The following is a 14,390-nucleotide window of genomic DNA, read 5'->3' as shown; positions in this document are numbered from 1 at the left end:
CCACCCTAGGGTGGGTTTTTTATTGGCAAAACAGATACATCCCATTGTCTCCACTGCTTCTTTTTCCTGATTTCGCCATCATCGCGCTGGGCTACTTGCTGCGTCGCTTCTGGATGGCACCTGCGGCTTGGGTCACCATTGAAAAACTGGTGTACTTCGTGCTGTTTCCTTGTTTGCTGTTTTTCTCGGTGGTATCGAGCAATTTCAACGTGAGCACCGTGGGCTCATTTGCATTGGGCGGTCCCACAGTTATTTTCGCTTCATTTTTGCTTGGGTGGCTGGGTCTGCTGGTCAGCAAAATGGGACGGGTGGATTTTGCGTCGGGCCTGCAAACCGCTTACCGGTTTAATTCTTACATCGGCTTGGCCCTGGCAAGTCGCTTGGGCGGGCAATCGGCTGTCGCGAATATCGCCATTTTGCTGGCCCTTGGTGTGCCACTGTGCAATGTGTTGGCTGTTGGCACCATGAGCAAGGGTGGGCGATTTACCGCCTTCCTTGAAATCTTGAAGAACCCACTCATTATTGGCACCAGCCTGGGCATTGCAGCCAAACTGCTGGGTGTTCAGGTGCCAGAACCCATGATGCTGACACTGGAACGGCTTGCGCAAGCCGCCGTGTCACTGGGTTTGCTGGCAGTGGGATCGGGGTTGGTGTTTTCCGGTTTGAAGGGAAATTGGGCCGTGTCCATTTGGTGGCTATTCATCAAACTGATGGTCTCGCCGCTGCTTGCCGTGTTGTACGCACACTTCATGAATTTGCCAGAAGAACAGGCTGTTGTGCTGCTGGTGTTTTCCGCCATTCCATCGGCATCCAGTGCCTATATTCTGGCAGCAAGAATGGGCGGAAATGCACCGTTGGTGGCCTGCCTTATTTCCATGTCGACCGTGGGGGCTGCAATGACCCTACCGTTGGTGTTTGCCCTTGCTCAGCGTTTTCCGCTTTAATCAGACCAAACACACGCGATCTTTCAGGGCAACAATGCCTCGATCTGCCTGTGTATCCAGGGTTTAACTGACTCAAGCCAATCAGCTTGCAGTGGATCTACCACCTCTTTGTTGGCTGTTGAACGCAGCCAGGTGATTTGCCGCTTGGCCAATTGTCGGGTGGCTGCAATTCCGCGGTCTATCATGTCTTGCCGGGTACAGTGGCCGTGCAAGTGTTCCCACACCTGCCGGTACCCCACGCAGCGCATGGAAGGCATGCTTTCGTCCAACACATAATTGTGCCGAAGCTCAATGAGCTCTTCAACAAGCCCCTGATCCAGCATGGTGAGAAAACGCGATTCAATGCGCTTGTGCAACACAGCCCGGTCAGAGGGCTCAATCGCCAGCGTGGGAATGCGTAAATCAGCCTGTTGGTCTCGCTGATGAAAACTTGACAGAGGTTGACCTGTAATTTGAAAGACCTCGAGCGCACGTTGCAATCGCTGAGAGTCATTGGGCTTCAAACGTTGGGCCGTGGCGGGATCTACCTCAGCAAGGCGGGCGTGAATGGCAGGCCAGCCTTCTTGCAGGGCCTGTTGCTCAATGGCCTGCCGAATGTCCGCATTGGCGACAGGAAGATCGTCCATGCCACTGACCAGTGTTTTGTAATACATCATGGTTCCGCCCAAAATAACGGGCACTTTGCCCCGAGCGCGTATGTCGGCGATCAGTGCATGGCATTGAATGACGAATTCGGCCGCACTAAAGGTGTCGCTGGGCGTGATGATGTCGATTAAATGGTGGGGCACCAAGGCCAATTCCTGGGGCGTCGGCTTGGCAGTGCCTATATTCATGTCGCGAAACACCAACGCAGAATCGAGACTGATAATTTCGATCGGAAAACCTTGATCGGCCATCCAAAGGCCCAACGCCGATTTTCCCGATGCGGTTGGCCCGAGTACAGCCAAAGCGGGAATGGAAGCTGTGCTTGCGGGAGTCATGGTGCTGCTCACTGACCGCGCAAAAACCATTTGTCCATTTCAGACAAACTGAAGTGGCGCCAAGTGGGTCTGCCATGATTGCATTGGTCCGAGCGCTCGGTTCGTTCCATGGAACGCAAGAGCGCATTCATCTCGGGTATGGTGAGCTTGCGATTGGCACGCACGGCTGTGTGGCAGGCGAGCCCCGCCAACCATTCGTTGCGCTGGCGTTCAAGCACATGAGCTACGCCATACAGCTGCAGGTCCTCAAGCCACTGTTGCAGCAACGCTGACAAATCCTGGCCCGCCAACATGGAGGGTACGGCACGCACGGCAAGTTCTTGCGTTGAAATCAGGCTCAACCTGAACCCGAGCTTTTCCCATAGGTGTTGCCCATTGTCGACCTCGCTGGCCAGGCGTGGATCAATTTGAACCAATAAAGGTACCAGTAACTCTTGAGATGAAATGGTTTGTTGATTGTCGAGCGCATTCTTGAACTGCTCATACAACACCCGCTCGTGGGCTGCGTGCATGTCAACCACCACCATGCCATCCGTTCGCAAAGCAAGAATATAAATGCCATGCACCTGTGCAATCGCCTGCCCCAAATATTCCGCATCTTCAGCGGCGCGAGGTGGCTCTGCCTGTGGCTCTTTGGGTTGTGCGGTGATCTGTACAGGCCGGGGTGCCGGTTCAAGTGGACGATACGCCTGAATGTAGTCAGCCAGCTCCTCGCGCAAGAAAGGGAGCGCTGCGCTTTTGGCCTGAACCTGCACCACGGGGGCTGAGCCCGTGGACGAACGCCACGCATTGCTGCTGACTGGGGTCGACGCAGCGACCTGATCGGCACTGGCAGGCGAATCGCTAAGTGGCACTACTGCCCTGGACGGTGCGAGGCTGGCCTGAATCGAATGACGTACCCATTGGTGTACCGCCCGGGCATTTCTAAAACGCACCTCGGTTTTTGCAGGGTGTACATTCACATCCACTTCATTGGCGGGAAGGTTTAAAAAGAGTACGAACGATGGAAACTTGTCCCCATGCAACACGTCTTCGTAAGCTGATCTCACCGCATGGTTGATCAACTTGTCTTTCACAAAACGGCCATTCACATAGAAAAACTGCATGTCGCCCTTGCCACGGGCCGCGTCGGGCAAACCCACTGCACCATGTAGTTGCATGTCGGCAGCGTGCACATCGATTGGTTTTGAAGCGCCGTTGGCCATGGCTTCCAGAATACTGAAGACCCGCGCGCTCCAGCTGCTTTCCTGAAAGCGGCTTTGAAGTTTGCCATCCCGATACACCAGCCAAGTGACTGCTGGATTGGCGAGTGCCATGCGTTTGACAACGTCCAGGCAATGAAAAAACTCGGTTTGCTCCGTTTTCAGGAATTTACGACGGGCTGGCGTACTGAAATACAGCGATTGCACATCAACCGTGGTCCCGGGACTGGCGGCAGAGGGTTCAAGCAACCACTGCCCGGATTGATTGCTGATGCTATAGGCGCTGTCTTGATGCTTTGGATAACTGCTTAAAGTGAACTGACTCACAGAGGCAATTGAGGCCAAAGCTTCTCCGCGAAAGCCCAGGCTCATCACGCTTTCAAGTTCATTGAGCGATTGGATTTTTGAAGTTGCATGGCGTGTAACCGCCAACTCCAATTCGTCTTGCGGGATGCCTTTGCCGTTGTCTTGAATACAAATTCTTTGAATACCACCGCCATCGATGCGAACGGTAATTTCAGATGCACCGGCGTCCAATGCATTTTCAAGAAGCTCTTTGACCACCGACGCAGGGCGATCAACCACTTCGCCAGCGGCAATTTGGCTGATCAAGACATCGGGCAACAGGGATATGGGGCGATGGTTCATGCGCCCATTATAAGTGCCAGCAAGCCGGGTTTAAGTGAGTGGAGTGCGCGCTACTGGAGGGTTCTTGGCAAAGTAATTGGCAATACCCTTGGCGATTGCCTCCGCCAATTCTTGCTGATGCGCCGAATTGGCCAACTTTTTTTCCTCTTCCGGATTGCTGATGAATGCTGTTTCAATCAGGATGGAAGGAATATCAGGCGCTTTCAGCACTGCGAAACCAGCTTGCTCAACACGGGGCTTGTGCAAGCGATTGACCTTACCCAGGTTACCCAGTACTGCGTCGCCCAGCTTCAGGCTGTCATTGATTTGGGCCGTGGTGGACAAATCGAGCAAAACCCTTGCCAATTGCGCATCGGTGCCTTTGATGTTCACGCCACCAATCAAATCAGAGGCATTTTCCTTGTTGGCAATCCATTTGGCGGCTGTACTTGAGGCGCCCCGCTCGGACAGGACGTAGACCGATGAGCCGCCCGCAGTGGGACGAATGAAAGCATCGGCATGCACCGATACAAACAGGTCCGCATTTACGCTTCGGGCCTTTTGCACGCGTGTGTTCAAGGGCACAAAAAAGTCACCATTGCGAGTCAGCATGGCACGCATGCCGGGCATTTTGTCAATTTCTGCTTTCAGCTTTTTACTGATCGCCAACACCACATTTTTTTCGTAGGTGCCGCCTTTTCCAACTGCGCCAGGGTCTTCACCACCATGCCCGGGATCAATTGCAACAGTCACCATACGCTTCAATTCAGGTACGGTTTTTTGCTCAACTGGCGCATTGGGCTGAGCCTTGGCAACTTCTGTTTTGCTGGAGTTTTTGTCAGGCAACGCACCATCTAGCTTTAACTTGCCGTTTGTTTCCGATTCAGCCAAACGCAAGGCACGAGAAATCTCATCTTCCCGCATGGCGGGGTCGTCAGACTTCTGAAGCAAAGCCAGCAAAGGGTCAGTTGGATTTTTCGGGTAAAAATCGACCACAAACCGATTTTTGTACTCTGCAATCGGATCAATGGTGAAAATCTCGGGTTTGACTTCCGCTTTCAGATCAAATACCAGTCGGACAGTGTTCGCATCGTATTGTCCAACACGAATTTGCTGAACATAAGGGTCATCCGGATGAAGGCGACTTGTCAGATCTTTCAGTGTGCTGTCCAGCCGCATGTCGAGCAGGTCGATTACCATGCGCCAGGGGTTTTCAATCAGGAAATGTTTGTACTTGATGGCGCCGGCGTGCTCGAGCGTGACCCGTGTGTATTCATCGGCGGGCCACAGGCGCACATCGACAAACTTCACCTGGTCGGCAGCCAATGCGCCCACAGGAATCAGTTTCAGGAGCATTCCTGCTCCAACAGTTTTCAACAAGTCGCGACGCGAATTCATAGGCTATTGTTGTTCGTTCAGTTTTTCTACCAAATGCTGCCCATTGATCGACAGGGCCTTCACCTCGATGCGTCGTCCCGTTGTTTCCGGGCTCGCTTGCTGGTGATAACTCAATTGAATTTCAAGATCGGCTTGAGGAAGTAGACCACCTGCTTTCTCTGGCCATTCGACCAAACAAATGGCGTTTTCCTCAAAATAATCTCTAAATCCAGATTCTTCCCATTCATTCTGATCGAAGAATCGATAAAAATCAAAGTGATACACAGAATAATTCGAGAAATTGTAAGGTTCTACCAACGCATAGCTTGGGCTTTTCACCGCACCTTGCACACCCAAAGCCCGCAAAAAAGCCCGCACCAAAGCGGTTTTACCTGCGCCCAACGGGCCGGAAAGATAGACGCGAAGCGGTGCTTGTGTAAGTTTGGCCAGCTTTTCCCCTACACTGTGGGTTGCGGCGTCGTCGGGTAAATAGCGGGTAAAAGTTTTCATGCAGGCTCATCAAGAACAAGAGAACTGGGCATTGTTACAGCGTGTGGCCAAAAAGCAGGGCTTGGGCTGCATGGGTGTAAGCGACACCAATTTGCAGGCCTGTGAACCACACTTGCAAGCCTGGCTTAACCAAGGCATGCATGGCGAAATGGCCTACATGGAGCGCCACGGACTGAATCGCCTGAATGCAGACACCCTGTTTCCCGGTGCGATTCGAATCGTATCACTGCGCGTGCCCTACGTACCTGAAACAACGCTGAACCAACCCGATGCGGCGACATTCAGCGAAAAAACCCTGAGTGAGATTGAAGCACGGGACAAGCCCTATGTCAGTTTGTATGCCCGGGGACGGGATTACCACAAAGTAATTCGCCAACAATTAAAACGATTCGCCGACGCCGTGAATGCGGAAGTACAAGGCTTCGGATTTCGTGTGGCTGTGGACAGTGCCCCCACAGCCGAAGTAGAAATTGCGCGCAAAGCAGGCTTGGGCTGGCGCGGCAAACACACCTTGTTGATTCACCCAGATGAAGGCTCGCTATTTTTTCTGGGCGAGGTGTTCACCAACATGCCCCTGCCCCTAAGCGGCGAATTTGGAAAAAACCACTGCGGCACCTGCAACAGCTGCATGACAGCCTGCCCCACCAACGCGATCGTGAAACCCTATCAGGTTGATGCCCGGCTATGCATTTCTTACCTGACCATTGAACACGACAGCGAAATACCCCTTGAACTACGCCCGCTTGTTGGTACCCGAATATACGGTTGTGACGACTGCCAACTGGCCTGCCCGTGGAATAAATTTGCCAAACCGGCAGAGTACGCCGACTTCAATCCGCGAGAGGAATTCGATCAGCCTGACTGGTTTGAAATGATGCGGTGGACCGAAGCCGAGTTTTTAAAGCGAACCGAGGGCAGCGCCATTCGGCGAATCGGTTACAAACGGTTCAGGAGGAATTTGGCCGTGGCCGCGGGAAATAGCGTGGGGGTGGCGGGTAGTAAAGATGCGCTTCTAGCGATGCGGGAAAGTGCCAACGCATTTTTGCGCGAGCACATTGATTGGGCAGTTGAAAATTTGCAAAAAGATGGACTCAACTCCATTACTCAAGTGAACAAACAAGGCAAAAACTGTGACTGATATGAACAGCAGCCGATCGTAGCCAATCAGTGCTTGGAGAGAGTGACACAAGGCAAGGTACGACATTGATTTTTGCCTTTGAATCAGGCGATGATAATTGCTGTTTACAAATGCAATTGAGCGCAAAGTGACGAGACCTATCATCAATGGCAAAGCCCAAGTGGTTGTCGGCGACGCCACCAGCCATGGCGGCAAAGTAATTTCAGGTAGCCCCACTACCACTTGGGGGCCCGGAAAAATCCCAATCGCCAGGGTTGGCGACATGGTCACATGCCCAAAATGTAAACCTCACTTGTTTCCAATTGTCGAAGGCTCTGGATTGTTTACGGATAACTACATGGCTGTGGCCACACACGGAGACAAAGTTGCATGCGGCGCAACATTGATTGCCGCGGCAAGGCCCCTAGATTACAACTTTGGACCTGATGATTTGCACTTCAACGACAGATATATTTTGCGTGACTCAGAAGGCGTTCCGATGCCCAACACCTACTATGGTGTGAAGTTTCCGAATGGTTCAACAAGCTTTTTCACAACAAGCGAGTCAGGGGAAACGGAGTTCTTCGACACACAAGACGAAATTAAAGATTTGAATTTCTTTATTGCAGGCTGATGCTCAATGTCAGAAGAAACAATTACCGCCCCGAATGGTGAAAAACTTCGGAAAATTTCAAGCGTTAAAACCACTGAACACACCGACAAGAAAGTCAAGTCGATTTATACCGATTCCACTACCCTCGAGGTAATCATAAGTGACTCACGATTGATCAGTTCGGGATCACAATTTGGACATGTTGCGATAATTATCGACAATGTGGTGTACGGTCGAGCACCAAAAGGATGGGATGTTGATTCAAAGTCAAATTATTTGGTTAGACAGCAAGTAAAAATGAATCGCGACTCTGTTGGTTTTGTTCTTAGAATATCGAGTACGGAGAAAAGCAAATTACTCAGTTTAATTAAATCTCGAATATCGGCGAACACGCCTTATGATTTGGGAAGCGATAGTTGTTCTTCAAATGCAGCAGAATTGCTAGGTGGCATTGGCATTCAGGCTCATGATCCCCGATGGTCACCTTTGATTACGCCAACTGACATGGCTATTGCACTTGGGCGCTCAAAAAGACTGTCGACGAAAATAACCTACCCGAAAAGCAAATGAAATTAGTTGCAATATTGGCTTTGATCACAGTGGGGTGCAGTTCTGATGTACCCAATGGAAATTGGAGAGCCACCCAGGAATTACAGGTTTTTTACCATGTAAACGGGAACGAATATTTCACCGTGAAGACAGGAGATATTTGTAGAAAGGGAGGATTTTCTTACGGCAAAACAGATCGTTATGTTGAAGTAAACTGCGACGGCAAGCAGGGTTGGTTGATAAATGACGAATTCCTTGAACTCACACAGGAATAAAAAACCAAAGCACAATTGCGAAAAGGGCGAGGGCTGGGTTGTTTATCCGTACCGCTTTAAGCATGCTTCGAGGCTGAACCAACCCAAACCGCTTTCGCTGATTCAGGTTTGGATCAAATGAACAACAATCAGTTGGCAGGCCGAACGAGTGTGTGCGCCTCACCTTCCACGCGCGGGCGGACAACACCCACCTGATAAACATTCTCGCCCGCAGCGCTCAACAAATCCATTGCAGCCTTGGCCTGCTCAGCTGGCAACACCACGACCATGCCAATGCCGCAGTTGAACACACGATTCATTTCATCAAACGGCACCTGGCCGTTTTCTTGTAGCCACTTGAACAATTCAGTTTCTGGCCAGGTACCGCGATCCAGCTCAGCCACCAGGTTGTCTGGCAACACACGTGGAATATTTTCAACCAGTCCACCGCCAGTGATGTGCGCCAGCGCGTGAACAGGCACTTTCTTGATCAACTCAAGCACAGGCTTTACGTACATGCGCGTGGGCGCCATGATGGCTTCACGCAAGGGCATGCCGTCGCACATCTGGTTCAAATCGGGCTGTGCACGTTCCAGGATTTTGCGCACCAAAGAAAAACCATTGGAGTGAATGCCATTGGAAGCCAGACCCAAAATAACATCGCCCGCTTTTACCTTGCTGGCATCCAGAATTTCAGACTTTTCAACAATACCCACAGCGAAACCCGCCAGATCGTATTCGCCATCGGGATACATGCCCGGCATTTCGGCTGTTTCACCACCAATCAGCGCACAACCGGCTTGTTCGCAACCGTAAGCAATACCACCCACTACGCTGGCTGCTGTTTTTACATCAAGCTTTCCACAGGCAAAGTAGTCAAGAAAGTAAAGGGGCTCAGCGCCTTGAACCAAGATGTCGTTGGCGCTCATGGCCACCAAATCAATGCCCACGGTGTTGTGAATATTCCATTCAAAAGCCAGGCGCAATTTGGTGCCCACACCATCGGTACCGGAAACCAGCACTGGCTCCTTGTAACCTTTGGGCACCTCGAACATGGCACCAAAACCGCCAATACCAGCCAATACGCCAGGGCGCATGGTGCGTTTGGCCAAGGGCTTGATTGCATCAACCAGATCATCACCGGCTTGCATGTCGACGCCGGCGTCTTTGTAGGTCAAGGGAGAATTCATTGAAATTCGGTCCGAAAAATTGTGGAGCTGGGTTGCTTGCTTCAGGTTTGTGGCCACAAGCGCGAGTGGGTGTATTTTAACCGAGACAAGGCGTAAAAAGTGCTATTCAAGGGTATTATTGGGAGCTGCTCGATTCCCCCCGCTTTGGCAATGCCCATGCAACAGTTGCTTCTCGATGTGTTCACGCCACCCAGGCCCACTCTGTCCAATTTTCTGATCGGACAAAATGGACAGCTTGTGCACGAATTGCGAGAACTGATTAATTTGAAAGGGACAAGTCCGTTTATTTATATTTACGGACCGTCCGGTTGCGGAAAAAGCCATCTGCTGCGGGGCGTGGCAAGCCAGTTGGGCGTGAATGTATTTGCGGGCAGCAATCGCTTTGTTTTTCGGCCCGACGAGCAGGCACTGATCATTGACAACATTGACCGACTAACGCCCTATTCACAGGTGCAGTTGTTCAATGCTTTCAATTCAAGCATGGCAGAGCGCAAACCCGGTAAAATCGTGTTGGCGGGTGAGCACCCCACAACAGAGTTAAAGCTGCGCGACGATTTGCGCACACGCATTGAGGCAGGCTTGTGCCTGCGTGTGCAACCATTGAGCGACCAGGAAAAACACGAAGCACTGCAAGCCATGGCAAGATCACGGGGCCTGCAACTTAGCGAAGAAGTGATTGAGTACGCGCTGCGCTATTTTCAGCGCGACATGGGTTCGCTGATGGCGGTAATGGACGGACTGGATCGCTTTTCCCTTGAACAACAAAAACCAGTCAGCGTGAATTTGCTGCGCCACTGGATGAAACGACGAGAAAGTCTGGTAATTCGAGAATATGAAACTCGCACTGTTTGACCTGGACAACACCCTGTTGCCCATTGACTCTGACCACGGATGGTCGCAATTTCTCATCAACAAAGGTGTACTGGATCGTGCCGATTTTGAGGCGCGTAACAATCAGTTTTTTGCGGATTACAAGGCGGGTACGCTGAACATCGACGAGTTTCTCGACTTTCAATTGCGCCCGCTACGCGACAACAAGCGCACACAACTGGCTGTTTGGCACAATGAATTCATGGCCGAAGTGATTCGACCCAATATGAAAGCCAGTGCCATTGAGTTGGTCAAGCGGCATCAAGCCGAGAACGCAGTGTGTGTCATCATTACTGCTACCAACAGCTTTATTACCCAACCCATTGCACAGGCATTCGGCATTGAAGCCTTGATTGCCACCGAACCTGAGCTGGTAAACGGAGAATACACTGGCAAAGTGGCTGGCTTGCCGAGCTTTCGGGAGGGCAAGGTAACACGCCTGAACGACTGGCTGGCGGAAAAAAACTGGACCATGGACAGCTTCGAGAGCAGCCACTTTTACAGTGACTCGATCAACGATCTGCCCCTTCTGGAATGCGTTTCCCACCCTGTGGCTGCAAACCCCGACAACAAACTGGCTGAAATTGCACAAGCTCGCGGCTGGCCTGTACTTGAGTTGTTTAAATGATAAAGAAACTTTTTAAACGAATGTTTTCCAAGCCTGCGACCCTGGGGCGAGAAGCTCCCAAACCTGCGGCGCATCTCAATATGGGTGAGTCGCGAAAAGTCAAAGCCAGCTATGGCGTGCACAAACCCAAGGTATGGGGGGTGGCCGAACACAAAATTGATCGCCGCCTGGTTAGCCACAATGCAATTCGCGTGTGCGAAACCTTGCAAAGCAAAGGCTACAAAGCATTTGTTGTTGGCGGCGCTGTTCGCGACTTGCTACTGGGCATGCGCCCGAAAGACTTCGACGTGGCCACCGATGCAAGCCCCGAGCAAACCCAACGACTGTTTCGTCGTGCGCGGGTAATTGGGCGCAGATTTCAGATCGTGCACGTCATGTTCGGCCCGGAAACCATCGAAACCTCGACCTTTCGGGCATTGGCCAGTGCCAGCAACGAGAAAGATGAACATGGCAGAGTGCTGCGCGACAATGAGTTCGGTCGACAAGATGAAGACGCATCGCGCCGCGACTTCACAGTGAACGCCATGTATTACGACCCCAGCACTGAAACGGTGTGGGACTACCACCATGGCATGGAAGACCTGCGAGCCCGGGTTCTGCGCATGATTGGCGAGCCCAGCCTGCGCTACCGCGAAGACCCGGTGCGCATGCTTCGCGTGGTGCGATTTGCCGCCAAACTGAATTTTTCAATTGAACCAGCCACCTACGCGCCCATCGCGGAACTGGCGGATCTGTTGCGCAACGTGCCAGCTTCCCGGTTGTTTGATGAAATGCTGAAGCTGCTGATGAGCGGTTCAGCCATGGCTTGCCTGAAAGGCTTGCGAGAAGCTGGCTTGCACCACGGCGTATTTCCGCTGCTCGATGCCATTCTGGAACATGAACGGGGCGAGCCCTTCTTGACCGAAGCCCTTGCACGCACCGACAAGCGAGTGAAGGAAGGCAAACCACTGAGCCCCGGCTTCCTGTTCGCCTGCCTGCTGTGGCATTTGGTGCTTGAAAACTGGGAAGAAAAACTTGAACAAGGCGAACTAAAATTCCCTGCCCTGTTTGCAGCGATGGATGATGTATTGGCCGAGCAAGCCGATCGCACCGCTATTCCGCGTCGCCTGACAGGCGATATGCGTGAAATTTGGGCATTTCAACCCCGTTTCGAAAAACGTGCAGGCAAAGCGCCATTCCGCATGCTTGAACAACAAAAATTCCGGGCATCGCTTGATTTTTACGAATTGCGCGCCATGGTTGGTGATGTAGATGCCGACACTGAACTTGCCGAATGGTGGCGCGAGTTCAGCGATGGCGATGTGAACAATCGCCAGAATATGCTGGATGCGCTGCGTGGCACCCCGGCGGGTACCGATGGGGCTGCCAAGAAAAAACGCCGCCGCAGAAAACCCAAGCCGGGTACCGGCGCAGCCAATGCAGGCGAAACCGGACAAGGACAGCAAGGGGAGTGAGCGACCCCATGAACACAACACCAAGCTATTTGGGCTTGGGGGGCAACCTGGGGCACCCCATGGCCCTGTTTGACGAGGTGGTCGATCATTTTCGTGCCCACCCGCTGGTGAACGCGGTCAAAGAGTCATCCAGGTTTGAAAGTGTGCCTGTCGATGCAAGTGGCCCAAACTATGTGAACTCCGTGCTGGAAATTCAATGGCTGGGCAGTGCCGAGCAACTGCTGCAATCCTGCATGGCACTTGAATCAAAGTTGGGGCGAGTTCGTACTACTCGCAATGCCCCCCGCCCTATTGATGTGGATGTGCTCTTGGTAGGCCATCAAATCGTTAATACATCACAATTAACGGTGCCGCATCCCCGCATGCACCTTCGACGCTTTGTACTGGAACCGCTGTTGCAGTTGAATCCCGACGTTCTTATCCCCGGCCTGGGCCCAGCCAAACACTACTTGCCCGCCACGCTGGACCAGATCGTCACTGTAATTTGAAGTTTTTTTCCAATACCTGCTTCACCCCTGCGCTACACTGAGGCCGCGCGTAAGCCACCCACCGGAGACTAAAACTTGTTGTCAGAAAAGTATCGCCACATCGTAATTGAAGGGCCCATTGGCGTGGGTAAAACCTCGCTGGCCCGACTGATTGCTCAGCGATTCCAGGCCGAGCTATTGCTTGAAAAGCCCGAAGACAATCCTTTCCTGGAGAAGTTCTATCAGGAGCCCGCGCGTTACGCACTGCCCACTCAATTGTTTTTCCTTTTCCAGCGTATTGGCCAGCTGCGGGACTTAACCCAGCGAGACTTTTTTGAGAACATGGTGATAAGCGACTTTTTACTGGAAAAAGACCGCATGTTTGCCAGCCTCACGCTGGACGAAGAAGAACTGAAGCTGTATCAGCAAATTTACCAACACCAAAGCCCACAGACCAGCGTGCCTGATTTGGTGATTTATCTGCAAGCCTCGCCACAAGCACTCATTGAACGAGTACAAAAGCGTGCCACGCCCTACGAGGCCAATATCACCGAAGCGTATTTGTCCCAGTTGAGCGATGCATACAGCCGGTTTTTTTACCACTACGACGACGCCCCATTGTTGATTGTGAACACTGAACATTTGAACCCGGTTGACCATTCCGAAGACTTTGATTTGCTGTTAAACCAGATCGAAGGCATGAAAGGTCGCCGCGAGTTTTTCAATTGGTCTGAGTAAAAAAGCACCACACCAAACACGAGAGCAAACACCATGAGCGCACAACCCCAAGCCGCCACAAACCAAGCACGCAAGGCCGTTACCCTGCCTGCGCTGCTTGAGATGAAGAAGAATCAGGAAAAAATTGCCATGCTGACCTGTTACGACGCCTGCTTTGCCAGCGTGCTCGATGCCAGTGGCGTGGATATTTTGCTGATTGGCGACTCCTTGGGCATGGTGTTGGCCGGTATGCCGAGCACGCTGCCAGTGACCATGGACATGATGGAATACCACACCCGTTGCGTGGCTGCCGGCAACAAAAATGCATTTGTAGTGGCAGACATGCCTTTTGGAAGCTACCAGGAAAGCCCTGAACAGGCCTACCGCAATGCGGCCCGCCTGATGGCAGCAGGCGCGAACATGGTGAAACTGGAAGGCACCGCCTGGCTGGCCCCGACAGTGGAGTACCTGACCACACGCGACATTCCCGTGTGTGCCCACTTGGGTTTGACCCCACAATCCGTAAGTGCATTGGGGGGGTATCGCGTGCAGGGCCGCGACGCAAAAGCTGCAAAAATACTGAAAACCAATGCCAAAGCCATGCAGGAAGCGGGTGCCCAAATGGTGCTGTTCGAACTGATCCCAGGCAAGCTGGCCGCCGACATTTCTAAAACCCTGACTGTACCCACGATTGGCATTGGTGCCGGGGTTGATTGTGACGGACAAGTTTTGGTGCTACACGACATGTTGAATGTATTTCCGGGTAAAAAACCAAAGTTTGTGCGCAATTTCATGGATAATCAGCCCTCGATTCAAGCTGCCGTGCAGGCCTATGTGTCTGCTGTGAAAGAGAAAACTTTCCCCACGGCAGATCACACATTCTGAGTATTC

Annotated in this window: 16 protein-coding genes; 11 read left to right on the top strand and 5 right to left on the bottom strand. The window is 52.2% G+C overall.

The features are described 5' to 3' along the window. Window positions 1-44: 44 nt before the first annotated feature. Window positions 45-944 (top strand): AEC family transporter, encoded by a 900-nt coding sequence (locus FRIGORI9N_RS02485; RefSeq protein WP_159568321.1) that lies wholly within the window; start codon window positions 45-47, stop codon window positions 942-944. 23 nt (window positions 945-967) lie between these two features. Here FRIGORI9N_RS02485 and miaA read toward each other — a convergent pair whose 3' ends face one another. Genes miaA through tsaE form a run of 4 tightly spaced genes read right to left on the bottom strand, consistent with a single transcriptional unit; the run spans window position 968 to window position 5,640 of the window. Then, window positions 968-1,924 (bottom strand): tRNA (adenosine(37)-N6)-dimethylallyltransferase MiaA, encoded by a 957-nt coding sequence (gene miaA / locus FRIGORI9N_RS02480; protein ID WP_159568320.1) that lies wholly within the window; start codon window positions 1,922-1,924, stop codon window positions 968-970. A gap of 8 nt (window positions 1,925-1,932) precedes the next feature. Continuing rightward, window positions 1,933-3,774: a DNA mismatch repair endonuclease MutL gene (gene mutL, locus FRIGORI9N_RS02475; RefSeq protein ID WP_159568319.1), complete on the bottom strand. Its 1,842-nt coding sequence runs from the start codon at window positions 3,772-3,774 to the stop codon at window positions 1,933-1,935. Window positions 3,775-3,804: 30 nt separating this feature from the next. Beyond that, window positions 3,805-5,109, bottom strand: a complete 1,305-nt coding sequence (locus tag FRIGORI9N_RS02470) for an N-acetylmuramoyl-L-alanine amidase (RefSeq protein ID WP_371717127.1) — start codon at window positions 5,107-5,109, stop codon at window positions 3,805-3,807. Window positions 5,110-5,154: 45 nt separating this feature from the next. Then, entirely contained in the window at window positions 5,155-5,640 is a 486-nt protein-coding gene (gene tsaE, locus FRIGORI9N_RS02465; RefSeq protein WP_159568317.1) for a tRNA (adenosine(37)-N6)-threonylcarbamoyltransferase complex ATPase subunit type 1 TsaE, read from the bottom strand. Here tsaE and queG point away from each other — a divergent pair. From queG to FRIGORI9N_RS02445, 4 genes are all read left to right on the top strand, one after another. Then, complete coding sequence (queG, locus tag FRIGORI9N_RS02460) at window positions 5,639-6,778, top strand: tRNA epoxyqueuosine(34) reductase QueG (protein ID WP_236550782.1); 1,140 nt, start codon at window positions 5,639-5,641, stop codon at window positions 6,776-6,778. The two genes, tsaE and queG, sit on opposite strands and share 2 nt — an antisense overlap. A 97-nt stretch (window positions 6,779-6,875) precedes the next feature. Beyond that, window positions 6,876-7,391, top strand: a complete 516-nt coding sequence (locus FRIGORI9N_RS02455; protein ID WP_236550781.1) for a PAAR domain-containing protein — start codon at window positions 6,876-6,878, stop codon at window positions 7,389-7,391. A 6-nt stretch (window positions 7,392-7,397) separates the two neighbouring features. Then, entirely contained in the window at window positions 7,398-7,940 is a 543-nt protein-coding gene (locus FRIGORI9N_RS02450) for a hypothetical protein (RefSeq protein ID WP_159568316.1), read from the top strand. Then, the gene (locus FRIGORI9N_RS02445; RefSeq protein ID WP_159568315.1) at window positions 7,937-8,194 is read left to right on the top strand and encodes a hypothetical protein; all 258 of its coding nucleotides are present in this window, start codon (window positions 7,937-7,939) and stop codon (window positions 8,192-8,194) included. Before FRIGORI9N_RS02450 ends, FRIGORI9N_RS02445 begins: the two co-directional genes overlap by 4 nt. A gap of 128 nt (window positions 8,195-8,322) precedes the next feature. On the opposite strand, the gene purM is transcribed toward FRIGORI9N_RS02445, so the two are convergent. Beyond that, window positions 8,323-9,363 carry a phosphoribosylformylglycinamidine cyclo-ligase gene (gene purM, locus FRIGORI9N_RS02440; protein ID WP_159568314.1) on the bottom strand — a complete coding sequence of 347 codons (1,041 nt, stop codon included), beginning with the start codon at window positions 9,361-9,363 and terminating at the stop codon, window positions 8,323-8,325. Window positions 9,364-9,519: 156 nt separating this feature from the next. Here purM and FRIGORI9N_RS02435 point away from each other — a divergent pair, with 156 nt between their 5' ends. From FRIGORI9N_RS02435 to panB, 6 genes are all read left to right on the top strand, one after another. After that, window positions 9,520-10,215, top strand: a complete 696-nt coding sequence (locus FRIGORI9N_RS02435; RefSeq protein ID WP_159568313.1) for a DnaA ATPase domain-containing protein — start codon at window positions 9,520-9,522, stop codon at window positions 10,213-10,215. Beyond that, window positions 10,196-10,861 (top strand): HAD family phosphatase, encoded by a 666-nt coding sequence (locus FRIGORI9N_RS02430; RefSeq protein ID WP_159568312.1) that lies wholly within the window; start codon window positions 10,196-10,198, stop codon window positions 10,859-10,861. The genes FRIGORI9N_RS02435 and FRIGORI9N_RS02430 overlap by 20 nt, the downstream gene beginning before the upstream one ends. Continuing rightward, window positions 10,858-12,315: a polynucleotide adenylyltransferase PcnB gene (pcnB, locus tag FRIGORI9N_RS02425; protein WP_159568311.1), complete on the top strand. Its 1,458-nt coding sequence runs from the start codon at window positions 10,858-10,860 to the stop codon at window positions 12,313-12,315. Before FRIGORI9N_RS02430 ends, pcnB begins: the two co-directional genes overlap by 4 nt. Before the next feature lie 8 nt (window positions 12,316-12,323). After that, window positions 12,324-12,803: a 2-amino-4-hydroxy-6-hydroxymethyldihydropteridine diphosphokinase gene (gene folK, locus FRIGORI9N_RS02420; protein ID WP_159568310.1), complete on the top strand. Its 480-nt coding sequence runs from the start codon at window positions 12,324-12,326 to the stop codon at window positions 12,801-12,803. A gap of 75 nt (window positions 12,804-12,878) precedes the next feature. Next, window positions 12,879-13,520, top strand: a complete 642-nt coding sequence (locus FRIGORI9N_RS02415; RefSeq protein ID WP_159568309.1) for a deoxynucleoside kinase — start codon at window positions 12,879-12,881, stop codon at window positions 13,518-13,520. A 33-nt stretch (window positions 13,521-13,553) separates the two neighbouring features. Next, window positions 13,554-14,384, top strand: a complete 831-nt coding sequence (gene panB / locus FRIGORI9N_RS02410) for a 3-methyl-2-oxobutanoate hydroxymethyltransferase (protein ID WP_159568308.1) — start codon at window positions 13,554-13,556, stop codon at window positions 14,382-14,384. The last annotated feature ends 6 nt before the right edge of the window (window positions 14,385-14,390 follow it).

The organism is Limnobacter sp. 130 (assembly GCF_902506325.1).
GTDB lineage: Bacteria > Pseudomonadota > Gammaproteobacteria > Burkholderiales > Burkholderiaceae_B > Limnobacter.
The sequence above is the reverse complement of the archived record's forward strand: the minus strand, read 5'-3'. Positions and strand labels throughout refer to the sequence as shown.

Coding starts and splice junctions, on each gene's coding strand:
- pcnB (WP_159568311.1), top strand. CDS start 10,858: ATGATAAAGAAACTTTTTAAACGAATGTTTTCCAAGCCTGCGACCCTG.
- panB (WP_159568308.1), top strand. CDS start 13,554: ATGAGCGCACAACCCCAAGCCGCCACAAACCAAGCACGCAAGGCCGTT.
- FRIGORI9N_RS02450 (WP_159568316.1), top strand. CDS start 7,398: ATGTCAGAAGAAACAATTACCGCCCCGAATGGTGAAAAACTTCGGAAA.
- FRIGORI9N_RS02445 (WP_159568315.1), top strand. CDS start 7,937: ATGAAATTAGTTGCAATATTGGCTTTGATCACAGTGGGGTGCAGTTCT.
- miaA (WP_159568320.1), bottom strand. CDS start 1,924: ATGACTCCCGCAAGCACAGCTTCCATTCCCGCTTTGGCTGTACTCGGG.
- FRIGORI9N_RS02435 (WP_159568313.1), top strand. CDS start 9,520: ATGCAACAGTTGCTTCTCGATGTGTTCACGCCACCCAGGCCCACTCTG.
- queG (WP_236550782.1), top strand. CDS start 5,639: ATGCAGGCTCATCAAGAACAAGAGAACTGGGCATTGTTACAGCGTGTG.
- purM (WP_159568314.1), bottom strand. CDS start 9,363: ATGAATTCTCCCTTGACCTACAAAGACGCCGGCGTCGACATGCAAGCC.
- FRIGORI9N_RS02470 (WP_371717127.1), bottom strand. CDS start 5,109: ATGCTCCTGAAACTGATTCCTGTGGGCGCATTGGCTGCCGACCAGGTG.
- folK (WP_159568310.1), top strand. CDS start 12,324: ATGAACACAACACCAAGCTATTTGGGCTTGGGGGGCAACCTGGGGCAC.
- FRIGORI9N_RS02430 (WP_159568312.1), top strand. CDS start 10,196: ATGAAACTCGCACTGTTTGACCTGGACAACACCCTGTTGCCCATTGAC.
- tsaE (WP_159568317.1), bottom strand. CDS start 5,640: ATGAAAACTTTTACCCGCTATTTACCCGACGACGCCGCAACCCACAGT.
- mutL (WP_159568319.1), bottom strand. CDS start 3,774: ATGAACCATCGCCCCATATCCCTGTTGCCCGATGTCTTGATCAGCCAA.